At 48.4% G+C, this 22,755-nt stretch carries 19 protein-coding genes; 3 read left to right on the top strand and 16 right to left on the bottom strand.

The window, feature by feature from the left end:
* Nucleotides 1–8: 8 nt before the first annotated feature.
* From BMY78_RS08470 to sbnA, 12 genes are all read right to left on the bottom strand, one after another.
* A complete protein-coding gene (locus BMY78_RS08470; RefSeq protein ID WP_090896682.1) occupies nt 9–596 on the bottom strand; it encodes a histidine phosphatase family protein in 588 nt (195 codons plus the stop codon).
* The gene (locus BMY78_RS08465; protein WP_090896678.1) at nt 593–2,902 is read right to left on the bottom strand and encodes a class I SAM-dependent methyltransferase; all 2,310 of its coding nucleotides are present in this window, start codon (nt 2,900–2,902) and stop codon (nt 593–595) included. Before BMY78_RS08465 ends, BMY78_RS08470 begins: the two co-directional genes overlap by 4 nt.
* 43 nt (nt 2,903–2,945) lie before the next feature.
* Complete coding sequence (locus tag BMY78_RS08460) at nt 2,946–3,758, bottom strand: phosphotransferase family protein (protein WP_177185680.1); 813 nt, start codon at nt 3,756–3,758, stop codon at nt 2,946–2,948.
* A gap of 78 nt (nt 3,759–3,836) precedes the next feature.
* The gene (locus BMY78_RS08455; protein WP_177185679.1) at nt 3,837–5,435 is read right to left on the bottom strand and encodes a helix-turn-helix domain-containing protein; all 1,599 of its coding nucleotides are present in this window, start codon (nt 5,433–5,435) and stop codon (nt 3,837–3,839) included.
* Nucleotides 5,436–5,480: 45 nt separating this feature from the next.
* Nucleotides 5,481–6,488: a FecCD family ABC transporter permease gene (locus BMY78_RS08450; protein ID WP_090896664.1), complete on the bottom strand. Its 1,008-nt coding sequence runs from the start codon at nt 6,486–6,488 to the stop codon at nt 5,481–5,483.
* Nucleotides 6,485–7,486 carry a FecCD family ABC transporter permease gene (locus tag BMY78_RS08445; RefSeq protein ID WP_090896661.1) on the bottom strand — a complete coding sequence of 334 codons (1,002 nt, stop codon included), beginning with the start codon at nt 7,484–7,486 and terminating at the stop codon, nt 6,485–6,487. Before BMY78_RS08445 ends, BMY78_RS08450 begins: the two co-directional genes overlap by 4 nt.
* Before the next feature lie 289 nt (nt 7,487–7,775).
* Nucleotides 7,776–8,747: an ABC transporter substrate-binding protein gene (locus tag BMY78_RS08440; protein ID WP_177185678.1), complete on the bottom strand. Its 972-nt coding sequence runs from the start codon at nt 8,745–8,747 to the stop codon at nt 7,776–7,778.
* 134 nt (nt 8,748–8,881) lie between these two features.
* Nucleotides 8,882–10,954, bottom strand: coding sequence for an IucA/IucC family protein (locus tag BMY78_RS08435; RefSeq protein WP_090896657.1), 2,073 nt, complete (start codon nt 10,952–10,954; stop codon nt 8,882–8,884).
* A 24-nt stretch (nt 10,955–10,978) separates the two neighbouring features.
* Nucleotides 10,979–12,877 (bottom strand): IucA/IucC family protein, encoded by a 1,899-nt coding sequence (locus BMY78_RS08430; RefSeq protein WP_090896652.1) that lies wholly within the window; start codon nt 12,875–12,877, stop codon nt 10,979–10,981.
* Between the two features lie 42 nt (nt 12,878–12,919).
* Nucleotides 12,920–14,143 (bottom strand): type III PLP-dependent enzyme, encoded by a 1,224-nt coding sequence (locus BMY78_RS08425; protein WP_256222006.1) that lies wholly within the window; start codon nt 14,141–14,143, stop codon nt 12,920–12,922.
* Nucleotides 14,134–15,153 (bottom strand): 2,3-diaminopropionate biosynthesis protein SbnB, encoded by a 1,020-nt coding sequence (gene sbnB, locus BMY78_RS08420; RefSeq protein ID WP_090896648.1) that lies wholly within the window; start codon nt 15,151–15,153, stop codon nt 14,134–14,136. Before sbnB ends, BMY78_RS08425 begins: the two co-directional genes overlap by 10 nt.
* Before the next feature lie 27 nt (nt 15,154–15,180).
* Nucleotides 15,181–16,188, bottom strand: a complete 1,008-nt coding sequence (sbnA, locus tag BMY78_RS08415; RefSeq protein ID WP_090896644.1) for a 2,3-diaminopropionate biosynthesis protein SbnA — start codon at nt 16,186–16,188, stop codon at nt 15,181–15,183.
* Nucleotides 16,189–16,420: 232 nt separating this feature from the next.
* Here sbnA and BMY78_RS08410 point away from each other — a divergent pair, with 232 nt between their 5' ends.
* Nucleotides 16,421–17,722 (top strand): MFS transporter, encoded by a 1,302-nt coding sequence (locus tag BMY78_RS08410; protein ID WP_090896640.1) that lies wholly within the window; start codon nt 16,421–16,423, stop codon nt 17,720–17,722.
* 24 nt (nt 17,723–17,746) lie between these two features.
* The gene (locus BMY78_RS08405) at nt 17,747–19,591 is read left to right on the top strand and encodes an IucA/IucC family protein (protein WP_090896637.1); all 1,845 of its coding nucleotides are present in this window, start codon (nt 17,747–17,749) and stop codon (nt 19,589–19,591) included.
* 191 nt (nt 19,592–19,782) lie between these two features.
* On the opposite strand, the gene BMY78_RS08400 is transcribed toward BMY78_RS08405, so the two are convergent.
* From BMY78_RS08400 to BMY78_RS08390, 3 genes are all read right to left on the bottom strand, one after another.
* Entirely contained in the window at nt 19,783–20,370 is a 588-nt protein-coding gene (locus tag BMY78_RS08400; RefSeq protein ID WP_371129125.1) for a GNAT family N-acetyltransferase, read from the bottom strand.
* 5 nt (nt 20,371–20,375) lie between these two features.
* Nucleotides 20,376–20,822 (bottom strand): RidA family protein, encoded by a 447-nt coding sequence (locus BMY78_RS08395; RefSeq protein ID WP_090896634.1) that lies wholly within the window; start codon nt 20,820–20,822, stop codon nt 20,376–20,378.
* A gap of 153 nt (nt 20,823–20,975) precedes the next feature.
* A complete protein-coding gene (locus BMY78_RS08390) occupies nt 20,976–21,401 on the bottom strand; it encodes a GNAT family N-acetyltransferase (RefSeq protein WP_256222005.1) in 426 nt (141 codons plus the stop codon).
* Between the two features lie 134 nt (nt 21,402–21,535).
* Between BMY78_RS08390 and BMY78_RS08385 the strand changes: the two genes are divergently transcribed.
* Nucleotides 21,536–21,739 (top strand): hypothetical protein, encoded by a 204-nt coding sequence (locus BMY78_RS08385; RefSeq protein ID WP_256222004.1) that lies wholly within the window; start codon nt 21,536–21,538, stop codon nt 21,737–21,739.
* Between the two features lie 112 nt (nt 21,740–21,851).
* Here the strand turns inward: BMY78_RS08385 and BMY78_RS08380 are convergent, their stop codons facing one another.
* Nucleotides 21,852–22,736, bottom strand: coding sequence for an AraC family transcriptional regulator (locus tag BMY78_RS08380; protein WP_090896631.1), 885 nt, complete (start codon nt 22,734–22,736; stop codon nt 21,852–21,854).
* Between the last annotated feature and the right edge of the window lie 19 nt (nt 22,737–22,755).

The raw sequence follows: 22,755 nt of genomic DNA, 5'->3' as shown, positions 1-22,755 counted from the left end.
TAGAGAACCTAAACCTGTTCTTCCCACAATCGTGTTACCTGAACCAGCCTACTATCACGATCGAACTCAAGCTTGTAGATGTCCGGCATCGTTGTGTTTGCCCAGAAGTCATAACCATAAGATGGATCATAATAATTGAAAATCAACGTCATGATATCCCCATGAATGCCAATCACTATTTTTTGTCCCGCATGCCTATCCAGAATTCGCTGGATAACAGCAATTGCCCGTGCCCCAGCGACTTCGCCGGATTCACCGCCTGGATAAGCAAATGCAGGATCATCATAGAGCCTTTGTTTGGCTTCCCGAAAATGTTCATGCTTCACTTCAGGACCTGACAGCCCACGCTCACGTAAATCCTCTTCGGTGACCACAATGCCACCTGACACTTCGGCCAACCCCTGAATCGTATCCACGGCCCGTCTATACGGACTGGAATAAAACAACTGGATCTGCTCCCGATGGAGCAAACCCGCAACACTAGCCGCGTCTCTCTTCCCTTGTTCCGTTAGACCTCGCTCGCGTTCCTGCCCTTCGATATATTCAGATTCCGCATGCCTTACAAAATATAAAGCCGTGTTGGCTTCATTCGTCATCTGTCCGCCATTCCTTTCTTCTTTTCAATCACAATCAGGCAGGTGCTGTCTGGCAAAGGTGTAGGTTGACCCTGTTCATCCATAAATAGTATTCGTTCTCCAAGCGCCTCTGTATATCCTTCTTGAAGGAAGTGCCGGAATGTAATAATCTCGGCTTGCTCACCGAGCGCTTCGCGAATACAGTGCTCATATGCCGATGGGGTAAATATGCCGAATTGCTCCTGAATCTCATGAACATATGCTTCTTCGCCCCATGTATAGGTGTACAGAAATTCCATCGCATCGTTGATATCCAGCAGCGCCTCATTCTCGGAGATCCGCTCAAATTCAATGCTGCGTCCCTGGAAATCCTGCGCGTACCGCTCCAGCCATCGCATCCCATCGGGTTCAAGGAAACGAATCCGTCGCTTCTGTGCTTCGGGTTCAGTCATGATACCATCCCTGATCAGAATCCGGCCCCCGGGTGACAACACATTAAACGAACTTCCTAGCGCAGCAACGACTGTATCGCTGTTGAATCTGCGTCCGTCACGTTCAATATACGAATACAGTTCATGCAGAATAGATGAAAAAATAACCGTATCTACAGTACCTGGCTGCACGTATTGATCCAGTTGGAGAGCATCCCCCTTCAATACTTGCCAGCGATGTGCCTCCCGCTGCTTCTTGCGCTCCAACGCCTCAATGACATTCGCTGAAATATCAATGCCGATTGGTTCCATCTCAGGTCGCTCCTGCTCAATCAGATCGAGCAAGATTCCACCACCGGGACCGATATCGAGCACTCGTTTGCCAACCATATAATCCAACAGTACTTTCTTGTAATCACCTGAGCTGTTCATGTCGGCCAGATACGTCTCTTCATTATGGAATCGATCATACGCATCCCGACGCAATCCGAACAGGTCAAATAACAACAGCACAGCCTTCTCGTATAACGGGGACTTTTCTGCCTCAATACAGAATGCAATCAGCTTCTCAGCCGCCAGGGAAAATTCAAATGTCACAAACACCGTATCCCGCAAATCCGGGTGCCGTTCAATCCGATGTGTCAAATGAGGGTAAGTAATCGTCTCACCTGCTTCAATCTGCTCCCACGAATATTGCTCCAAATACTTTTCAATCATTCGTTTCTTGTAAATATTCAGTTTCTTGACACCTTTGTAGTCGTAATACATCGTGTTCATTAATGGTTCGAAGCTGATATGCCTTACCACATCCAATTGTTGCTCCTGCGAAGTCGAATTCAAGCCCACCGCTTCTTCTTCGGTTAATCTGCCTGTGCCTGTGCTGTTCTTCATCAAGTCATCCCCAGATACCACCATAGCTTCACTGCGCAGCGTCAAAAGGAAAATCTTAACCATCTCCTGCAACGAAAAATCGTGCATCGCTGACTCCACATACCATAAGGTCCGATGAGCCAAAGGAGCAAGAATTTTCTCTATCTCAAGCTGGACTTGAAGTTTGGCATATGCTTCATCCATCGCTTCTCCCTGACGGATAGACGAGCTCCGCAAGCGTGACAGCCGCTCCTTCACATTCCAGTCTGTATGATCCGGCTCTGTAATGATCCAACCTACGATACGCTGCACTTCAGCCTGAACTTGATTCCACAACGCTGGATCAACGCCAGCAATGATGCATTCATTTAATGCGATCAGGATGGCCTGCAATTCATCTGCGGTGATCCAGCCTTGCGTTATGAACGAGTGCAGCGGGGCATTTTCGGCAAATGGGATTTCTCCTCTTATGTACTGACCAATAAGTCCGTGTGTGGCAATAAGGGTACGAATGATCTCATACCGAGGTGGGAGTGAACCATAAGCTGTTTGCACAATTTGTGTACTACCGCTTGGATCATCATTTGATAAATCACGCGAGGATTCTGATCGAGATGAATGTTCCTCCTCACGATGGCCTTGCTTGCCATGCAAATTTCCAACACTTCCATACATGTCATATAGCTGTGCTGAACCCACATTGTGCACGAACAGGTTAATCCCCTGTTTCTGCCATTTTCGCCGCTGTTTCGGTGATCCTGCCTTTGCCGTTTCCGACCAGACCAGCACATCCTCCAGAATTTCTCGCATCCAAAAAGAAACTTGAAGCTGCTCCAGCACCTGGAGTGTGCGTTCTACGTAATCCAGTACCGGATTTGTACCTTCCAGCTCAGCTATGGAATGAATGCGTTCCAGGTTAATATTCGGCTGCTCTGCCGCTGCCAGCAGCTGCAACCAAAGAGGCTGCTCTGCCTCCGGGAGATGGCCTGACTTGTAAGATTGTATGACCTTTAATGCGTTCAGCATTGCTTTCTTCACCTCGTTATCCTTGTTAGTTAATCTATATAGGTCATTTCAGCAGACGAATACGATCCTGCACAAGCTTAATTAACTGATCCTCTTCCACTGCAGGTAACCTTTCGTCTAGACGTGCAGCCGCGACAGGCAAAATCCAAGCTTCAAACTCCTGGCGGGATATCCCGGAAATCTGGATGTAATGTTGGATATAGTGATTAAGCATTACATTGCGAGCCAATTCAAATCCTTTATGAACAGCCGGGTCTGTATCCTCCGGCAACGTGCCGCTCATTAATATTACCCAGCTTCGTGCCACATCACCCGCCGGATCACCCGACATGCCTGTCATCCAATCTATAACCCAATATCGATCTTTCGTTTCATTCAACATGACATTATCGGGATGAAAGTCGCCATGACAAATTTGCTTTCGCTCTGGAAGAGCGGACATATAATTGATAACCTGCGTCTTATCCTCTTCCGACAACAGAGAGGTATTTCGAATGGCTCCAGTAAGAATCTGCTTTTGTGTGGGAAGTATTCCTTCATCGTCCTGCTGAACGTGAAGGCTATGATGACAGACTGCCATTTGACGCGATAGTTCTTCGATCAGAGCGGGTTTTTGAATCATGAGGGATAACATCGTATTGCCTTCGATCCGTTCAAATATAATCCCTTTACGCGATACATCATCCTTAAACAATCTTGCCTGTGGCACAGGTAAGCCCTTTTGGAATACTGCCTCGGTAATTCGAAACTCATTCTGGACAGCTTCGGTTGGAAAATCCGCATGGTATAATTTCATAATCTGATTTGATGGGTACTCATAGATCTCAGCCGTTCGTCCTTGCCCAATCCGTCTCATTTTCTTCACTCTCCCTGACATAAGTAGTTTGCCTATTGCTGCAGCTTCCCTGTTGAAATGCTAGCAGTTCAGCGGTGTTTATCGGTCTTGAGGTTCACCCACGGCTGCCATCAATTCATTCATAATCCGCTGTCTACCCAACGGAGTCCAGCTCATCACAAACCAATTGGGAATACGCTTAACTTTTCCATCCTTCACCGCCGGAATCTGGGGCCATACGGGCGTTCTGGTTAACTCATCATACATTTTGTCACTACCTGCTAGAATATGATGATGATGAATTAACAAATGTTCCGTCTCCAATACAGGCATGGCCTCCGGTTGCAGCTCCATACGCCACAGTTCTGCTGGAGCCTGATTACATGGGCGCAGGCCCAGCTCGCCGTATACCAATTCATTGAGCGGATGATTCACCCTGCCCTGAATGCCAATCGTCCTGTGGCTCACTTGCATGATGGTCATCCGTTCCTGGCCCAGTATCCGGCGCAATGTCTGGCCTGTTGTCTCAGTCTGCACATCCAGACGTGTCAGCATCTCCACAGCTTCGCGTTCCCGGTTCACCAACTCGGCAATTTTCTCAAAGTTTCCTTTCCAGTCCCACACAGAGAAATCCAGAAATACAGGCGCAGCGGTTTGTTTAAACTGCTCTCTGAACTCTGTATGATAATGATCGGCAATGATCATATCTGGATTGGACTGCTCCAATTCCAGCAGTTGTCTGTGCAATTGTTCCGCATACTGTTCATTGCTCTGACCTGGATACTGGAATAAATCCACCACACAGACCGGCTCAATTCCAACTGATTTCAGATGGTCGTCGAATCCGAGCGAGGATGCTACAGCCACCTTTAACTTGCCTCGCTTCATATATAATGTAGGAGATACACCCACCATGCGCTGAAACATGCGACTAAAGTAAAATTCACTTCGAAAACCAACCGCAGCTGCGACTTCTTTCACTCGACTATTCTTCGTATTCAGCATCTGCTTGGCCCGGGTCATGCGCACGTTGCTTAGGTACTCGACTGGAGGCAGACCTGTTTCGCTTCGGAACAAACGTGAAAAAGCAACCGGCGGCATGCCACCTGCTGCTTCAGCCAGCTGTTCAATGCTTACTTTGTCCGTATAGTGCTGCTCCATATAAAGGATGCTCCGTTCAACCCGTTCATCCATTACGGTACTCTGCTGTTCCGGTTCATTCTTCATAATATCTTGGATCAATTGCTCTAACTGAATTCTCAACTTCAATGAATCCCGATTTCGTTCCTGCCCACTGTGATGATACAACTGCACGATCTGTTGGAGGATCTGTTGTGGATGATGCACGGGAATATGCCCTGGTGAGAGTGCACCAGATAAGGACAAGGAAGGCAATGCTTCATATCTACCTCTGGTTTTGGTTAACCTAATCGGTTCAAACCATATACCATAATATTCAAACGTACTACCTTGTTCCGGGAATTCCACAATCATGCCGGGTACAAGCAAATATAACTGGAGAGGACGAACCTTCTGGAGCGCACCATCCAGCACAACAACTCCTTCGCCCTCTGTAATAAAGCATAATATGTATACAGGAACCCGAACATGCTTGGCTTGTCGGGTCATGGGAAACTTTCGTTTACGTACTGAAGATAAAAGATAGATTAGATTGGCTTCGTTCACATATGATGGCATGAAAAAATGCACCAGCCTTTCTTGCATTCTGAATCCTTTACTTCATTATATCCCTCTGCGTCGTAACAGCAAATACATCATATATGGAGCCCCGATAATCGCCGTAATTAATCCAGCTGGAATCTCATACGGAGCGAACCATGTACGTCCGGCGAGATCTGCGAGCATGACGATCAGTCCTCCAAGCAACGCCGCAATCGGCAAACGAATCAGACTCCGGCTGCCCGCTAGATGTCTTGCCATGTGAGGAGCCATTAAGCCAACAAAGCCAATCGTTCCTGCCATCGACACCGCAGACCCGGCGAGCCCTACACTCATCAGAAGGAACAACACCCGCATGCTCTCCACCCGCAGACCCAATCCAGCAGCCGACTGGACATCCAGCAGAAACATATCCAGCCATCTGGCCATCCATATTAATAGAAGAAACAGGATGAGCAGCCACGGTAATAAAGGCCAAAAGTGTTCCCACGTTCTTCCGTATAGACTGCCTGCCATCCACACGGAAGCCTGGGAGACCCGGAATATTTTGCCCACCGTCAGTAAATACGTGATTAATGCGCCAGCCATTGCAGATATGCCCACACCAATCAGCAGCATGCGAACTGTGGAACTTGACTCTCCTTTTCTCCATGACAATCCATAGATTACCGTGGCCGCGAGAAAGGCTCCAATGAATGCAATCCACGGCATATGCCGCATTGGAAAAGTAGGAACCAGCACCATGACAGCAACCACCGCCGCAGCCGCACCCGAATTCAGCCCAATTACGCCAGGTGATGCCAGAGGATTCCTCGTAATGACCTGTAGGATTGTACCCGCCAATGCTAGACCGCATCCAACCAGAAAACCGATCAGTACCCGGGGCAGCCTTAACTGATGAATGGTGAAGTGATATTCCTGATCTCCCCTGCCCATCAGGCTGCGCAATACTTCTCCCGGAGGGATGGAGCGATCTCCCAACATCACATTAAGCACAAGCACCCCCACATTCAACAACAAGAGAATCAGAATAATGGTGAGTGCACGTCTCTTTATAATAGAAGAAATCATATCGATCTCTCCTTTCTTTGCGCCAGATAGATAAGGAAAGGAGCACCGAAGAAAGCTGTGACCACCCCAACAGGAATTTCCTGCCCTGGCAACACAAATCTCGCGCCAATATCTGCTGTGAGCAGCAGTAGTGCCCCTAGAACAGCAGCGTACGGCACTACCCAGCGATAGTCACTGCCTGTTATCGATCTTGCAATATGCGGAACGGCTAACCCGATAAATCCGATAGGTCCGGCAAGTGCGACAGCACTGCCAGCCAGCAGCACAATGGCGATAATACAGATGATCCTAATCATCTTCATTCGCTGTCCTAATCCTTGAGCCACTTCATCTCCTAAGCCAAAAATGTTCAATTGACTGCTTAATGCAAACGAACCGACGATGCCAGGGATCAGATAAGGCAGAATTTGAATAAAGAGATCGAGATCTCTGCCTGTCAATGAACCCGCTAACCAGAAGCGCATCGTATCCAGGGACTGCTCATTCAGGATGAGAATGCCTTGTGTCAATGAAGCAAATAACAAATTTAATGTAGCCCCTGCCAGAACTAGTTTGACGGAAGATAAGGGTTGTCTGCCCGTGGAACTAAGAAGGAAAACCAGCACACCTGCAACCGCCGCCCCCAACAGCGCAGACCATGCAAATAATTGCAGAGACGTCGTCCCCAGCCAAAAGGAAGCAAGCACCGCGGTAAGTGCCGCGCCATAATTAATGCCGAACAATTCAGGGCCTGCCAGAGCATTGCGGCTAATCGCCTGCATTAGGCACCCGGCCACAGCCAGTGAGCTGCCAACCACGGCGGCAATAACCGCTCTTGGCAGCCTAACGGTTTGAATGATCAGGTGTTCACGCGATCCGTCAAAGGCATAGAACGCAGCCACAACGGAACGCAATGGAATCTGTACGATGCCATACATGATGCTGAATAGAAATGCAAGAAGTGTCAACACGATGATGGTTGCTAAACCAGTGATTTTAAACCTGGTATTTGTGTTCATTTTTAAGCCTCCGACCTGCATGCTGCTTGATTTATGTACTTTAATAAGTTGTATAAATCATTTTAAAAAAACGGATTGTCAACATTTTTACTTCTATTATATAAGATCAAATATAGAGCACGAATATAACGTGGCACGAGCCTTATGCAGAAACATCAGAAAAATTGGATCGTCACATTCGACGACCCAATTTTACAGTTAAGCTATGACCACTTGGAAGCATAATTGCGAATGATAGTGCTGATTTCCCAATCCCCTATCTCTGGAAAAGGTGCAGCATATTTTGCGTTTAGTTGGCTACATAGGTGTTCAAGTCATCCACAACCTTGTTTACAGCCTGAATGCCCAGACCACTCATCCAGTACTCCCAATCAACCGGATGCACAGCTTGGTTTTGAACTCCTTTCAACGTCGCCCACAATTTACTTTTCTCCAGTTTGGCGAACGCATCCGGCTCACGGTTAAACCAGAAGATTACGTCACCATCGAGATCAGCAATCTGTTCTTCCGTAATATCCTTGGAGAAGCCTGCATCCTGCTGTGCTGCGGGACGAATAATTCCGGCATCTTCCATAATCGTACCTGCAAAGGTTTCTTTCAGATAGACCTGAATTTTGTCTTCACGGGGACGGAACAGCGATACTTCCTTGGCATCTTTGCCTGCAAGCGTGGATTTCAATTCCTCAATGCGCTGCTGATATGTATCCAACAGCTTCTTGCCATCTTCCAGCTTGTTTACAGCATTGGCATGAAGCTGCAGATTTTCTTTCCAGGTAACCCCGAGTGTTTCTACAAACACCGTAGGCGCGATTTGTTTTAACTGATCATGGATAGCATCATGTGTATCTTTATTACCAATGATCAAGTCCGGCTTCAGTGCATCGATAGCCTCCAGGCTTGGTTCATTCACCGATCCGATATTCTCAATGCCTTCTGTGCCTTTCAGATAGGCCGGGTATGGATCGCCTGCTGCGAGGATGGAAGGTGCGCCCACAGGTGTAATGCCTAACTCGAGCAAATTATCCAAGGCCCCAATGTCCAGTACCACAATTCGACTTGCATTGGTTGGAACCTGTACCTCACCATAAGCATCTTTGACGGTACGTGTATCTCCAGTATTGGCTACGGTTTCTTCTTGCTTTGGTTCGGTTGGAGCGGTTTCCGCTGCAGTACCATTAGCGGCACCCGATCCCGAATTTCCACAACCCGCGAGCACCAGCATCAGTACGGCCAACATCGCAAAATGTATCCATGATTTCATTCCAATTCTCTTTCTCTCTACTTGCATTCGATCCAACCCCCTGATCCTATTTAATAACCTAATCAATAATGATTATCATTATTAAAACAATATCCCACAATTCCAGTTTCTGTCCATGCAATATTCTTTTGATCTCATATACTATTTTTTATTCCATCGTCATTCAACCCATATTTATCCATAATCGAGTGCGCCAGTGGATTTGGAACCTGATGAATACGCAATTCATCATCTGGAAACAAACGCCGCTTCGTCAATTGCTCCACTCCAATCTCAGGATCAAACAAGGAATACAATTCGTAACGTTCATGAAATTCAGGAAAACGCTGTTGATAGTCGATAATGATCTTACGAGCTTTGTTCCAGAAGGTCTGCTCTCTGACCTCGTAATGCTCCTGTATGAACAAAGCCAGTTCTCCAAGATTGATAAAGAAAAAGGCATCGTGTATGAAATCCCGAACTTCTGTCGGTTCGTCCGTCTCCAGGAATGAATTGCGGTTCACACGGCGGTGATATTCCGGTACCTCGACAAGCGCTGGACAGAGCTTTGGATCGGCAAGGGCCTCTCTTGTAAATCGTATTCCATCGTGAAAATCCTTCAGCGCAATGCGTGAGGGCCTGCCTTCCCGGTGAATGAGCAGCATATTCTGTGCATGAGACTCCAGCGCAATCCCATGAGCGAACAACCAGTGAATGAGCGGTCGTACCGCAGTCAGCAGCAGCTCGGAAAGCCATTCATCAGAACCCAGCTTTTTCACCCAAGGATCAATTATCGGGCGCCCTGCATAGTCCAGTGTAGCTAATGCATTAAACGGAATCGCTGATTCACCCGGTTCCAGCCGGGAATGTACACTTTCCCTCCAAATGCAAGACATCACACCATACGAGAGGGGCTTCAAAGCATCCGGTGTCTGATGATTATCATATGCAACGCCAGCAATCTCCCCCAGAAGAATGACTCGCAGCTCATCTCTCAAATAGGGATCTTGCATGCTAATCCCCTGCAGCCAGTCGGTAATGAGAGGTGCATTCTCCACCGTATGTGGGGCGATCACCCTGCCTGTTGATGTGTTGATCATACTGAGCGACAGCTTTAGGTACGGTAAATTGGGACGTGATCGGTTAGCTAGCGTGCGGATCGACTGTTGAGCAGTGTACCGATCTTCGCTGCTGCCAAGCGGTACGATGCTTCCGTTACGAATATCTTCGGCAAGAACGGAACTGATCGTTGTTCGCCATTGCCACGGATGGACTGGCATCAGCACATATTCTGCCGGATCAGTACCCATTTCCTGTAGTGACGTGAGGAAGCGTTCCAGCACTTGTTCGCCAAGTTGATCCTGAAGCCATTCCCTTGCAGCCGGTCCATGTTCATTCGTACCATGACTTATCCGTGCGTTTTGTTTATGAATTCCGACCCATATCGGTTTAAAGCATCCGCCGAACTCGGGTCCATATTCAAGCTGATCTTCGATTCGGAAGCCGATACGGGATTTATAACTTGGATGATATGGATGGCCCTCGATAATTCCACTTTCCCAGTCTTCATCGGGAAGAGCATGTAAATCATTCTGCCGCTCAGCCCGTACATATCGCGCCAGCGTGTCATTGATCAGCGTCTGCTCCAGTTCTTTAACAAAATGTAGCAGCTTCCCTTCATCCGCGCCTATCGCTGGTCCGACTTCCAGCAAAAATAGAGAAATCGACTCCGCTTCTTGCCCAACTGCAGCTACAGCCTGAATAGGTTCTCCCTTTTGAATGCTGCTACTTCCCGAAACCCAAGCCGGAATCTCATCCACATAGACACGTCTTGTAATCGGTTCATGGTTCAACCGCAAACGACCAAAGGTCAGATGCCTCGTTCCCCTACATGCGTAGATAACCCGTTCGCCGTTCAAACCAATGCCTTCCATTTCCCAAACGTCGAACCCCTGCTCCTTCCGTGAGCTATATGCAATAACACCTTCGTACATCAAGGATTCAACCAACTGCCTGAATATGCGTCTACGTGCCTCCGTAAAGTGCTGTGAAGACAGCGCTGCGGTGTACAGTTTTCTTTGCTGATCTAGCCAATGCTCCTTCTCCACTCCAAGTCTAGAACTTGCAACACCATTTTCTAACTGGCTGGTGGAGTCCTCTGTGCAAAACGGTTGTCTATCCTGATCCTCATCATGGCTCCGATATTCAGATATTCTCTTACTTTCCATGCGTATGCTCTCCTCCCCTCCTGATTAGTGCTGTCGCACTGGCCTGTAGACATGCAGTGGATTATTTACCCGATGCACACAATCCCCCGGCCCTTCATGAATTCGCCGTCTGGTCAACTGTTCCACTTCGATCTCGGATGCAAAAACATCAAACTGTTCAAATCGCGCCTGTAACTCCGGGAACCGCTCCTGGTAATTCAAAATGACTTCGGCAGCCATGCGCCACCATTGCTTTTCACTCAAACCAAAATGCTTCTCCAGAAAAAATGCCACTTCGGTCAGGTTGATAAAAAGCAACGCGTCCAACATAAAGTCCTTCACCTCGGAAGGATCTTCCTTCTCCACAAACGAATTGCGATTCACCCGCTGATGGTTTGCAGGCGGATATTCAATATCCGGGTATCCAAACGGGTGAGGAATGGATGGGCAGTAACGGATACCGTCATGGAAATCCTTAAGCGCAATCCGGCTGGGCCATCCCTGTTTCAGCACGATGATCATATTTTGCGCATGCGATTCAAGCGCAGCTCCGTGCGCGTACAGCAGATGTATCAGCGGTACCACTGCCACATTCAGCAATTGCCGGGCCCAGCGATCCAGTCCATATTCGTTTATCCATGGTTTAATGACCGGAGTGCCATGCTGATCGAGATGACACAGCGCATTAAATGGCAAAGCCTCTTCTCCTGCCATTAAGTGCGGGTGCAGACTTTCCCGCCAGATAGCCCCGAGTGATCCGTATATTTTTTGCTCCAGCAGATTGGGCAGTTTCTGGTGATGGTACGATACCCCCGCAATCTCCTTCAGCACAATCAGACCAAGCTCATCCTGTAAAAACGTATCCTCTGCCACCACACGACCAAGCCAGTCCGAGATACGGGCTGCATTCATGATCGTGTGCTGTGCGAGAATTCGGCCGGATGACGTATTCACCATATTCAGCGGCAGTTTGACATATGGTTTATCGCGATGACTCACATTCGTCAATGTGCGAATGGATTGTTGAGGACGGTACGTGTCACCTGCTTGACCCAGATATATAATCTCCCCTGTTCTGAGTTGCTCCGCACATGCCACCGATATGATTCGCTCCCACTGCCAGGGATGCACAGGAACGAATACATATTCATCCACACGTACAGCCCCATCCGTACTCACCTTCTCCTCAACATCCGCATCGGCATCTGCATTGTCATTGGCATTGGAACTCAATTTCAAATCCGCACTTGAGATAACTTCCTGCAAAATCAACTTGAATGCCTGTAGTTCCTGCCCCAGCTCGTTATGAATAAACTCAGCATATGTGTCCAGTGAAGACGAAATGGATATTTGGGCCGCATCCTGTTTCATCGCAATCCAGACCAACTTGAATTCCGGCCCGAACTCCGGTCCATAGGCTTCATTGTCAGAAAGCGTAAATCCAACTCTGGATTTGTAACAAGGATGATACGGATGCCCTTCAATCAGGGCAGATTCCCACTCGTCATAATCCGATACCTGAGGTTCGGGCTGACCAGCACGCCATCGCACGGACAGCGTGTCCTTCAGATGGGTTTGTTGAAGTTCATCCATGAATTGCGCCAGCTGAGCTTCGGATGTGGGAATATGCGCAGCTATCTCCAGTAAAAAACGAGGAATGGAATCCGCTTCAGCTCGATCTATCGATGTTATCCGCATAATCGGTTTATCTGACAGCCGAATGCGATCAAAGCTCTCTTTTCGAACAGCCCAAAAGGTGTATTCCACCTGCTCTCCTGTCTCCGCCTCCCCTCGCAGGGTATACTCTGCCTCCGCATGAGGCCCGATCACCGATTCACTCAAGATTTTCTCATACAAAAATGACTCCACTAATTGCCTGAAGATACGTCGTCGCACCATTATCCACTCTTCGGACCTGACCAATGCTGCTGTTAGACCGTTCATATGGCACCTCCCATGATTTCACTGCCTCAAACCGTTCATGTGTTACTGCAAATAAATGTGCTGCGGATGCGGATGACTCAAAAAGTCATGATGCGAGATCGCCCACCCGTAAGCGCCCGCGAAGTGGAACAGCAAAATGTCTCCTGCCCGAACTCTGCCTGATGTAACATCACTCGCCAAAATATCCTTCGGTGTACATAGCTGGCCTGCCACTGTAAAAGCGGCTTCCTTCACCTCGGGTCTATAGTACGGATGCGTCCAGTTCTCCACCTCAATCACCTCGAACGGATGACTGTGCTGCCAAGAAACGGGCAGGCGAAAGTGATGTGTACCGCCACGCACGATGACATATGTTTTGCCGTGGTTGACTTTAACGTCCAGCACCTCGGTTGCATAATACCCACTCGATGCCGTAATGTAACGCCCACATTCGAACAACAAAGTCGTTTCCGAAGGCAGTTCCTTTTGCAATACCGGTGCAATCCCATTCACAAATGTGTTCCAGTCGAACTGTTGCTCCAGATGGGCATAGTTCACACCAATTCCACCCCCGGCATTCAAATACCGAAATGTGAAACCATATTGCCTCGCCCAATCCCGCGCGATGGTGCAGTAATACTCAACCAGTTTCACATGCTGCTCCGCATCCAGGTTGTTCGAAAGGGAGTGAAAATGAAAGCCTTCCACCTGAATATGTGGCAAATGCCGGAACTGGTTCATGACTTGTGGCAGCATGACCTCGTCGATTCCGAACTGGGTCGGACGACCGCCCATCGCCAGTGTCGCCTGCGGCAGTGGACCTTTCAGGTTAATCCGCAGCAAAACGGATACCCGGACGTCATTTTGACGGGCAATCTCGTTCAGCTTGTTCAACTCGTGCATACTCTCCACATGGATAAGCTGCACCTTATGCTCTATCGCACCACGCAGTTCGGCTTCCGTCTTGCCTGGTCCACCAAACAGAATCGGAATATCGGCAGAGACTTGTCTCACCTTCATGATCTCGCCCAAAGATGCCACTTCAAAGCCATGTACTACAGGGGCCAGCGCTCGAAGCACCTCTTCTTCCGAGTTGGCTTTGATGGCATAGAACAGCTGACTAGATTCCGGCATGGATTGTACACGTTGACGCACATGAGCGACGAGTGCTGTTACATCCCGGATGTAGGCACATACCGGTTCGTTCTGCTGTTCTTTCAGTGCCAATAGATGCTCACGAACTCTCTCAACCTGAGGCATACGCCATGTATTCAACTCTACAACCATAAACGTGTGCCCTTTCCTTGTTCAACTGCTCTTGCGTACATCTCTGCCGCACTGGAAATATCCTCAATCGCCATCCCCATCGGGTTCAGCACTATAATCTCCTCCTCATGTTCGCGTCCTGGCTTTTCCCCTATCAGGATCTCGCCGAGTTCAGCGTGAAGCTGCTCACGGGAGAATTTGCCTTCCAGCACCAGCTGATTAATAATCTTTTTCTCCCGGTTGGACTGATCCCAGTCGTCCACGACCACTTTGTCTGCCTGCGTAAATACATCCTTGTGCAAATCCATAATCGAGATGTTGCTGACAAATGTACCTTTGGCAATCCATTCAAACGGAATATGCGGCGATGAGGCTACCGTAGCTGTTACGAGTACTTCCGCTTGTCGTACCGCTTGTTCTGACGAATCTTCCACCAGCACTTCAACCTGATCAAAACGCAAACCAATTTCATCGGCAAGCTGGCGGGCCGTATCGGCATTCAGGTCATGCAGATAGATGGTCCGAATGGAGTCAAATTGTTCGAGGAGCGAGGTGATCTGCATTCTGGCGATCACCCCGCAGCCAATCACGCTCACTGTGCGAAAGCTTTCTCTGGCTAAATACCTTGCCCCGATGGCTGTAACTGCCGCCGTACGCATCCCGCTGATCACGCTGCCTTCCATCACCGCCACCGGATAGTTGCTTTCCGGATCATTAAGGATAATAAGGGCGCTTGCACGTTCCTTGTGACGCTTGGCCGGATTATCATGTTTGCTCCCAATCCACTTGAGACCACTAATTGCTACATCGCCACCTACATACGCAGGCATCGCAATAATGCGATCGGCAATATGACCGCTCTCCTCGTTAACCCGCAGATAAGGCTTCAACGGCTGCACGATATCCCGCTTGGCATGAAGCTCCAATGCACGGGTTACTGCTTTGACATATGGCTCTGAATACAGCCCTCCCAGATCTATAATATCCTGTTTACTCATATACAAAAGGCTATGATCCTGAACGGTACTCATATCTGATCTCTCCTCCGAGATAAATTTTTATAGACTCTTGATCGTTTGGCTTGGCGGTAATTGATTAACCCATTGCTCGTCATACACACTGTCCAGATAACGTTCTCCACGATCTGCGAAGACAGTAACCACCTTTGCTGAAGGCCGCAGGGTTGGAACCAGTTTCTCCAATGCAGCAACCAGTGATCCGGATGAACCTCCTGCAAAAATGCCTTCCCGTTCCAGCAGCTTCTGGCAGCCCAGCACGGATTCCCGATCATCCACATGAATAACTTGGTCAATCTCGTTCGGGCTGAATAACTCAGGGACCCGGTTGGCGCCGATACCCGGCAATTCACGCTGACGGGATGGTGTACCAAAAATGATCGATCCGACTGCATCAACGGCTACAATCCGTGCATGCGGATTTGCCTCTTTCACACGTCGGGATATGCCCAGAATGCTCCCAGTCGTACTCACTGCACACACCAGTACGTCTATCTGCCCATCCATCTGCTCCACAATCTCCTGACCTGCACCATGATAGTGAGCTTGCCAGTTCAAAGGATTGGCATACTGGTTGATCCAGTAACCTGCGGGGTCCTGACTGGCTAATTCCTTAACTCTGCGAATGCGGGATTGCAAATAACTTCCGTGTTCGTCCGGTTCAGTCACCATGTCAACCTGTGCCCCGAGGTAGGTTATCATTCTCAGATTCGTCGATGTGATTTTGGGATCAACCACACACGTGAATTTCAGTCCATATCGTTTGGCGGTTAATGCGAGACCAATTCCCAGATTTCCTGAAGTGCTCTCGATGAGATGTGTATCCGGTTTGATCGTTCCGTCTCGCAGACCTTGCTCGATAATGTATCGTGCAGGTCGGTCTTTCATGCTGCCGCCGGGGTTCATCATTTCCAGCTTGGCATACACCGACGCTCCTGAAGATCCGAACAGAGAATTCAAGCGAACCAGTGGTGTTTGACCGATACAATCGATAATGGAATCCGCAACTTTTAACGATCGATCCTTGATTTGCAAGGTACTTTGTTCCATGTGTTTACACCAGCTTTCTGGGCCTATTGTTGTCCAAAATCACTTTATTGATAATGATTATCATTTTCAAAATTGGACACAGGGCCTATTATGCATATCCTTTTTTTTCCTGTCAACACTAAAATTTTTGGAAAGTTTTTGAAAAATTTAAGATTGACATTGAGAATCATTCTTGATAATCTGATCAGCAATTGGTTTCAAATTGCCAAAATCAAGGTGGTGTAGCAGACATATGCTGTCTCAAATGGCATGGAAACAGAGCGTCCGCATTTTGTGGGGTGGACGCTTTCTTTCCAGTGCCGGGCTGACTGGAATCAGCCCTTTTATCCCGTACTACATGGAGCATCTGAACGCGGGAACGCCGGAAGAAGTGCTGATGTGGACAGGTCTGTCCGTATCTGCACCTGCTCTATCCTACGCACTTCTGACCCCTCTTTGGGGTAAGATCGGAGATCGTTGGAGTCGAAAATGGATGGTTGTCAGAGCGCTGGTCGGACTGGCCCTTAGCATGTTTCTGATGGGCATTGCCCAGACGCCCTTTCAATTCTTTTTGTTCCGACTCTGCCAGGGGGCTTTCGGTGGCATATCTGATGCGAGCAGTGCGTTTGTGGGAACCCATGCCCCTGACCAAAAGCAGGGCTCTGCGCTCGGACAGTTGGAGCGGGCATCAGCAGCAGGCCTGCTCGTTGGACCACTGCTTGGAAGCATATGTGTAAACACATGGGGAAGTCGTCCGCTATTGTTCATTACGGCCTCGTTGACATTGAGCTTTGCTGTGCTTGCCGCAATCGTATTAACGGGGGCGACGACACATGGGACTCGTACGGCCAAGAACGATACTCAAGTATCTCCTGTGGAACAGCACCAGCCTTCGGTCGCTTTGTTGAACAATCATGGCAAAAACAGAAACAAAAGCGGAATTATCCATGCCTTTGTTTCTCTAGTTACACATCCGATTGCCCGAAGACTCGTTATCGCAGGCATCATTTTCAAGCTTGCAGATTTCGCAACGTTTACGATGTTTACCCCGTTTATTCGTGAAATCGTGCCTTCCTCGGGTGCAGCTGCGCTTACGGTCGGAGTTCTGCTCGCGATGTCATCGGTTGGCGAACTGGTTGGCGCATCGTGGTGGGGCAAGCGAAACGATCGTTACTTACCCGAACGCAATCTCCGGCTGGCTGGTTTGTTATGCGGCTTGTGCCTGCTTGCACATACACTTCCATTCGGGGTGGCCTGGCTGCTGGTTGTACGTTTTCTGCAAGGATTCTTCTACAGCGCCCTATTGCAGACGGTCATGCTCAACGTGCTGAAATCCTCCACCGATCAGGATCGGGGCGTGCGCATCGGAGCTACCAACAGCATGTTAATGGCTGGTCAGATTGCCGGTCCGTCCATTGGGGTTCTAATCGGAGGTGTCTGGGGAATTCCAGCTGTATTTCTCGTCATGGGGACAGTCATGCTCGCCGCTTCGCTTGCTGTACGCCGCCCGGCGGTTCATGAGCCAAAAGCTCCCGTACAACTGCCGCTCCAATAATTTGTGAAAGGATGATAATCAATCATGACCAAGGATAACGTCACCATCGACACATTCCAGCAGACAGTTCATCCCTCTTCAGTATCCCCAAGTGGACTTGCCCGTCAGGAGATGCTAAGCCGGATATTGAACGCCTATCTTCGAGAAACCGAACAGCATGATCCTTATGTTCGAATTGCCACGCGGCCAGACCTTTCGCTTGTTATTGAGCTTCCGCGTACTGGTCAGAAGATATATGGAAATCTGCTTCATCGTTCCGCCGCCGGACATCATGTCTATGGCGACACGTTTCACATTGCAGAATCAGACGAGGCACAGCCCGATGGTTGGAGAGAGGTTTCTTTTGAACAAATAACGACGCTGTTGCTTGATGAAATATCATCTGTAGAACCCAATCCTGAAGCCCGAATGTTGAAACGGGCCGAGCTGGAGCAGATGGTTTACAACAGTTTGGAGCATATGACCTCTTATCTGGAGCACGCATTGAATGCAGAGTCTCCTGTAACATTGGATTTTCGCTATCTGGAACAGGCGCTGCTATGTGGTCATCCATTTCATCCAACGCCGAAAAGTCTGGAGGGCTTCAGTTCTTCGGATTCGCGTGCCTATTCGCCTGAATTTGGCGTTAGCTTCCCTCTCAGCTGTTTTGCGGTGGCACCTGAACTTGTGTTGGAGGATTGGCTGGATATCGTGGACTATGGCAGTGAAGCACCCTGGGTTCCTGCGGAAATGGCCGAGGCTGCTTGGAAGCTCCTCCCTCTGGAAAGTAAACACTATGTCCTGCTCCCTTGTCATCCTTGGCAGGCTTCCTATTTGCGGACACTTGAACCTGTAAAGTCCTTATTGCAGCAAGGTACTTTGATTGATCTGGGCACTACCGGGCCTTCCGTGTATCCTACCTCATCGGTGCGCACGGTCTGGAATCCGAAGGAAGGTTGTTTCTACAAGCTGTCTCTTCATATTCGAATTACAAATTTTATTCGCGAGAACAATGAAGAGCAGTTGCTGCGCACACTGGATGCATCCAGGATTGTAAAACAGATTCAGGATCACTGGACGTCAGAGAAATTTCAAATTTTGCTGGAAAAAGGCTACCGTAGCTTGAAGCTACCGGAGATACCTTCGTTCACTCAGGAGGCGTTGATCTCAGGCTTTTCCATGATCCTGCGCGAAGCACCAGAGTCTTGCAGCTCTGCTACAGGGGCCCCTTATGTTGTGGCCTCTCTCATGGAGGTGCTTCCCGGAGAAACTGAACCTTTGTTGTTCCGGGCTGTCCGGGAAAGTCTTCAATCATCTTCGTCGCCGGATCGTGTAAATGATATGAGAGTGCAGACAGACTGGTATGAATGGCTTCGTCAATATCTGGAGTTGTCCATGGTTCCACTTGTGGAACTGTATGCCGAGACAGGCATTAGTCTGGAAGCTCATGTACAGAATTCCATGCTGCGTCTTGAAGATGGCATGCCTGCCACTTTTGTGGTTAGGGACCTGGAGGGCATCAGTGTCAATCGTGCCTTAGCGGAACAGCAAGGTTGGATCGATCAGGTAGTCAATGCCAACAGTCCTGTCTTATATACCGAAGAAGAATCACGTCATCGATTGAAATATTATTTCTTTGTCAATCACCTCAGTCATTTGGTGCAGCGCCTGGCATACTATACTGGTCAACTAGAGCAGCCATACTGGAGGGTGGTGAGAAATACATTGGAGGACCTTCGGAAAAAGACAGCCGAGTCCTCGCACATCAACGACGTTATTCGTGATCTGTTGACCACCGAGACCTTACCGGCCAAAGCCAATTTGCTCAGTCGGTTCCACCAGCGTGGCGAGACACCGCTATACGTCAACATTCCCAATCCAATAAGGTAAGGAGATTCCTCTTATCTGCTCCAGTTCATTCAACAGGTCATTTAGCAGTCCATTAAGCATTACACCCAACCTCCAATATTTGCATACCAAAAAACGGCCCTGGATAACAACACAACGTGTTCTTCCAGGAACCGTTTCTTTCTTTCAAATCATTTTCCGATTCATTCCTTATCTCAGCTCAAACTATTCTATTAAAACTCATCGCCTCTTACCTTGGCAAACACCATCATATCTACTAACGTACCTGTACTGTCACGCCGTATCTTGCGCAATACACCTTCAAGCGTATAGCCTGCGCGCTCAGCCACTTTGGCACTTCGCACATTGCGGGCATCACAGCGGATTTCCAGCCGGTTCGCCTCCAGATAGGTTATTGCGAACTGCTCAATGCCTCTGACCGCTTCTGTCATGAGACCCTCACCGGCACGAGAAGTTCTGATCCAGTAACCGATCTCGAAACAGCGTGCATTCCAGTCGATTCGATGCAGTCCGCTGCTGCCCACGAATTCATCCGTAAATCTGTCACGTAAATGAAGCATCATGTCGGTACGCTCCAGAAATTGCAGCCTGGCTTTGCGGGCATTCGCTTCCGATTCCTCCAATGAAGGTGTGCTCTCGGCAAAAGGCAGCCACAAACGTAATTGCTCCGCACTTTCACGAATTGCCTCATTCACTGCGGCTCCATCTCCCCACCTCGGGGCACGAATAGTCAAACGCGGTGTATCAAAACTTTCGGGAAATGACAGCATTAACGGATTCATTGAAGAGGAATTGGTCATGAACGCTACTCCTCTACCTGGAATATCGAGTCAATAATCAGTGGCAAGTTATCCCTCACGGATACAGCACCCAATACGGAACGGGCGTGCACGCCCTGTTCTCCGAACACATCCAGCATCAGATCCGAGAACCCGTTTAACACTTTATGGTGCTCCTCGTACGAGGCGGTAGCATTGATGAACCCCTGCACTTTAACCACCCGCTTCACCCGATCCAGCGAACCAAGCACTTCCTGAACGACAGCCAACACCTCGATGGCAGCATTTCGAGCAAATTCATATCCCTGCTCCGTCGTAAACTGCTCCCCCAGTTTGCCACGCTCTTGCGTATCCGGCCCTTTACCGGACACATACATGATTCCATTTACAATCACCGCATTGGTGTACTTTGCTGCCGGCGTACTTGCTTGGGGCAATACAATGCCCAATTCGTCCAATCTGGTCTGTATCATCGGCTTCTCCTTTATGTACAAGATGTCCTTACAAGCTATCAATCTTTCAATTTATTCCTAATTTAGTTAAATCTCAATATACGCCGGTTGCTCTTGAACCGCAAGATGTAAAATGAGCTGAAGGGATATTTTCCTTCTATTATAAGTCATTAATTACAGGGTGCTCGAAGAGTACAACAAAATATGGTCTCTCCGCTGCCACCCCTGGCTCGCCCAAAAACGATTACCGATTTCATTATCATCTAGCACCATCAAATGACATTTCATAATGCCGGCATGTCTCAATTGCTCCAGACTAAACCGAATGAGCGTTTTGGCAATGGAGCGCCCCCTATGAGCAGGATCTACGGCTACATGGTACATAAATCCTCTTCTGCCGTCATTTCCACTTAATACAGTACCAATAAGATTCTTATTCTCATCAAGACATACATAACTTAGCCCCGGGTTGCGCTGCAAATATGCCGAAATAGCTTTCCTTGAATCAACTTCTTCACTAAGTCCCATTCCTGGCGTTCGTTCCCACAACATAATGGCCTGATCATAATGCTCAATTGTCATTTCCTTATATGTATACATCGTTCCTACTCCCATCTTATCAGGAATTACTTGCAGTATTTTTCCACATTCTATCATATTTTCGTTACACTAAAAGGAAAGATAGAAGCAATAACTCTCAAAATCTATGGAATTGAATATAAGGAGGAATTATCATGAGTGCACCATTGTTTCGTGATCCCATCTTTGATGGAGCTGCTGATCCGGTCGTTGTGTGGAATCGTTCCGAGCGAACCTGGTGGATGATTTATACAAATCGCAGAGCCACAGCCGGAGGGCCAAAGTTCGCCTGGGTGCATGGTACCGATCTGGGCGTCGCTTCTTCGGCTAATAATCAAAGTGCAATAGCCAATAATTAAATTCTCCTAAAGGACTTGAGCATATCCCTGTTCCACAGGGCCTGTCAGGTCCTTCTTCTATTCATTAAATCAACCTTTTCGTATCTATACTGTATCTATATCGCAGTCCACCCTATTTCAGCACTCTCATCGAACCAGCTTCTCTATACTCCTGACGATATGTCCTTGGTGACACCTGAACCGTTCGCTTGAACATCTTCCCGAAATGTGAAAAATTGCTGAATCCCGCTCGCAGAGCGATCTCCGTTATGGAATCCTCGCTTTCACGCAGCAAGCGCTGCGCCTCCTTCACACGAAGCAAATTGAGATAATCGCTGAACGTGAAACCTGTGGTCTGTTTGAACAAACGGCTGAGATAATGGGGACTAATTCGAAATAATGCAGCAACCTCCGGCAGCGCTAAATCCTGCTGATAGTTATCGTTGAGATAACGCACCACTGCCTGTGCCTTGGGATGCAGAACCGGCTCACTGTCGGCCGAGTGCACGGTGCTCAAATGTTTGTTACGGTAAGCAAACAACAGCAGTTCAACGGATCGGTGACGAAGCAGCAGACTGCTTCCAGCTCTGGTATGGACCATCTCATCAATCATTTCACTGACCATTCGCTCCGCTGTTTCACTTACCTGTGAAGGAAGCCTCAGAATGGGAATATTCCAGCCGAATGGCTCCTTCAGCCCCTCTGCCAGCTCAGGTAAAATGGCCAATTCGGTGAACAGCTCTGGCTTGATATACAGAACAATTCGATCATGGTCTGGCCTTCCACTCTCCATCGTTTTATGAACGGTATTCCGGTTAATGAATACGAAATCTCCGGCTTGGACCCGGTAAGTTCGATCCTTGATGAAGTATATGCGCTCACCCGATAGCAGGTAGTACAGCTCATAATGGTCATGCAGATGGTCATCCGTCATGGAAAAATATCCAATGCGACGATCATATTCGATATTCAAATATCCGGTGGGATCATGGTAATCCGCTCGAAATGTCTGTATCATGCAGCTGCCCCCTTTAGTT

The organism is Paenibacillus sp. OK076 (genome assembly GCF_900110055.1).
GTDB lineage: Bacteria > Bacillota > Bacilli > Paenibacillales > Paenibacillaceae > Paenibacillus.
Note: the sequence above shows the minus strand (reverse complement) of the source record. Positions and strands in the feature narration are given on the sequence as shown.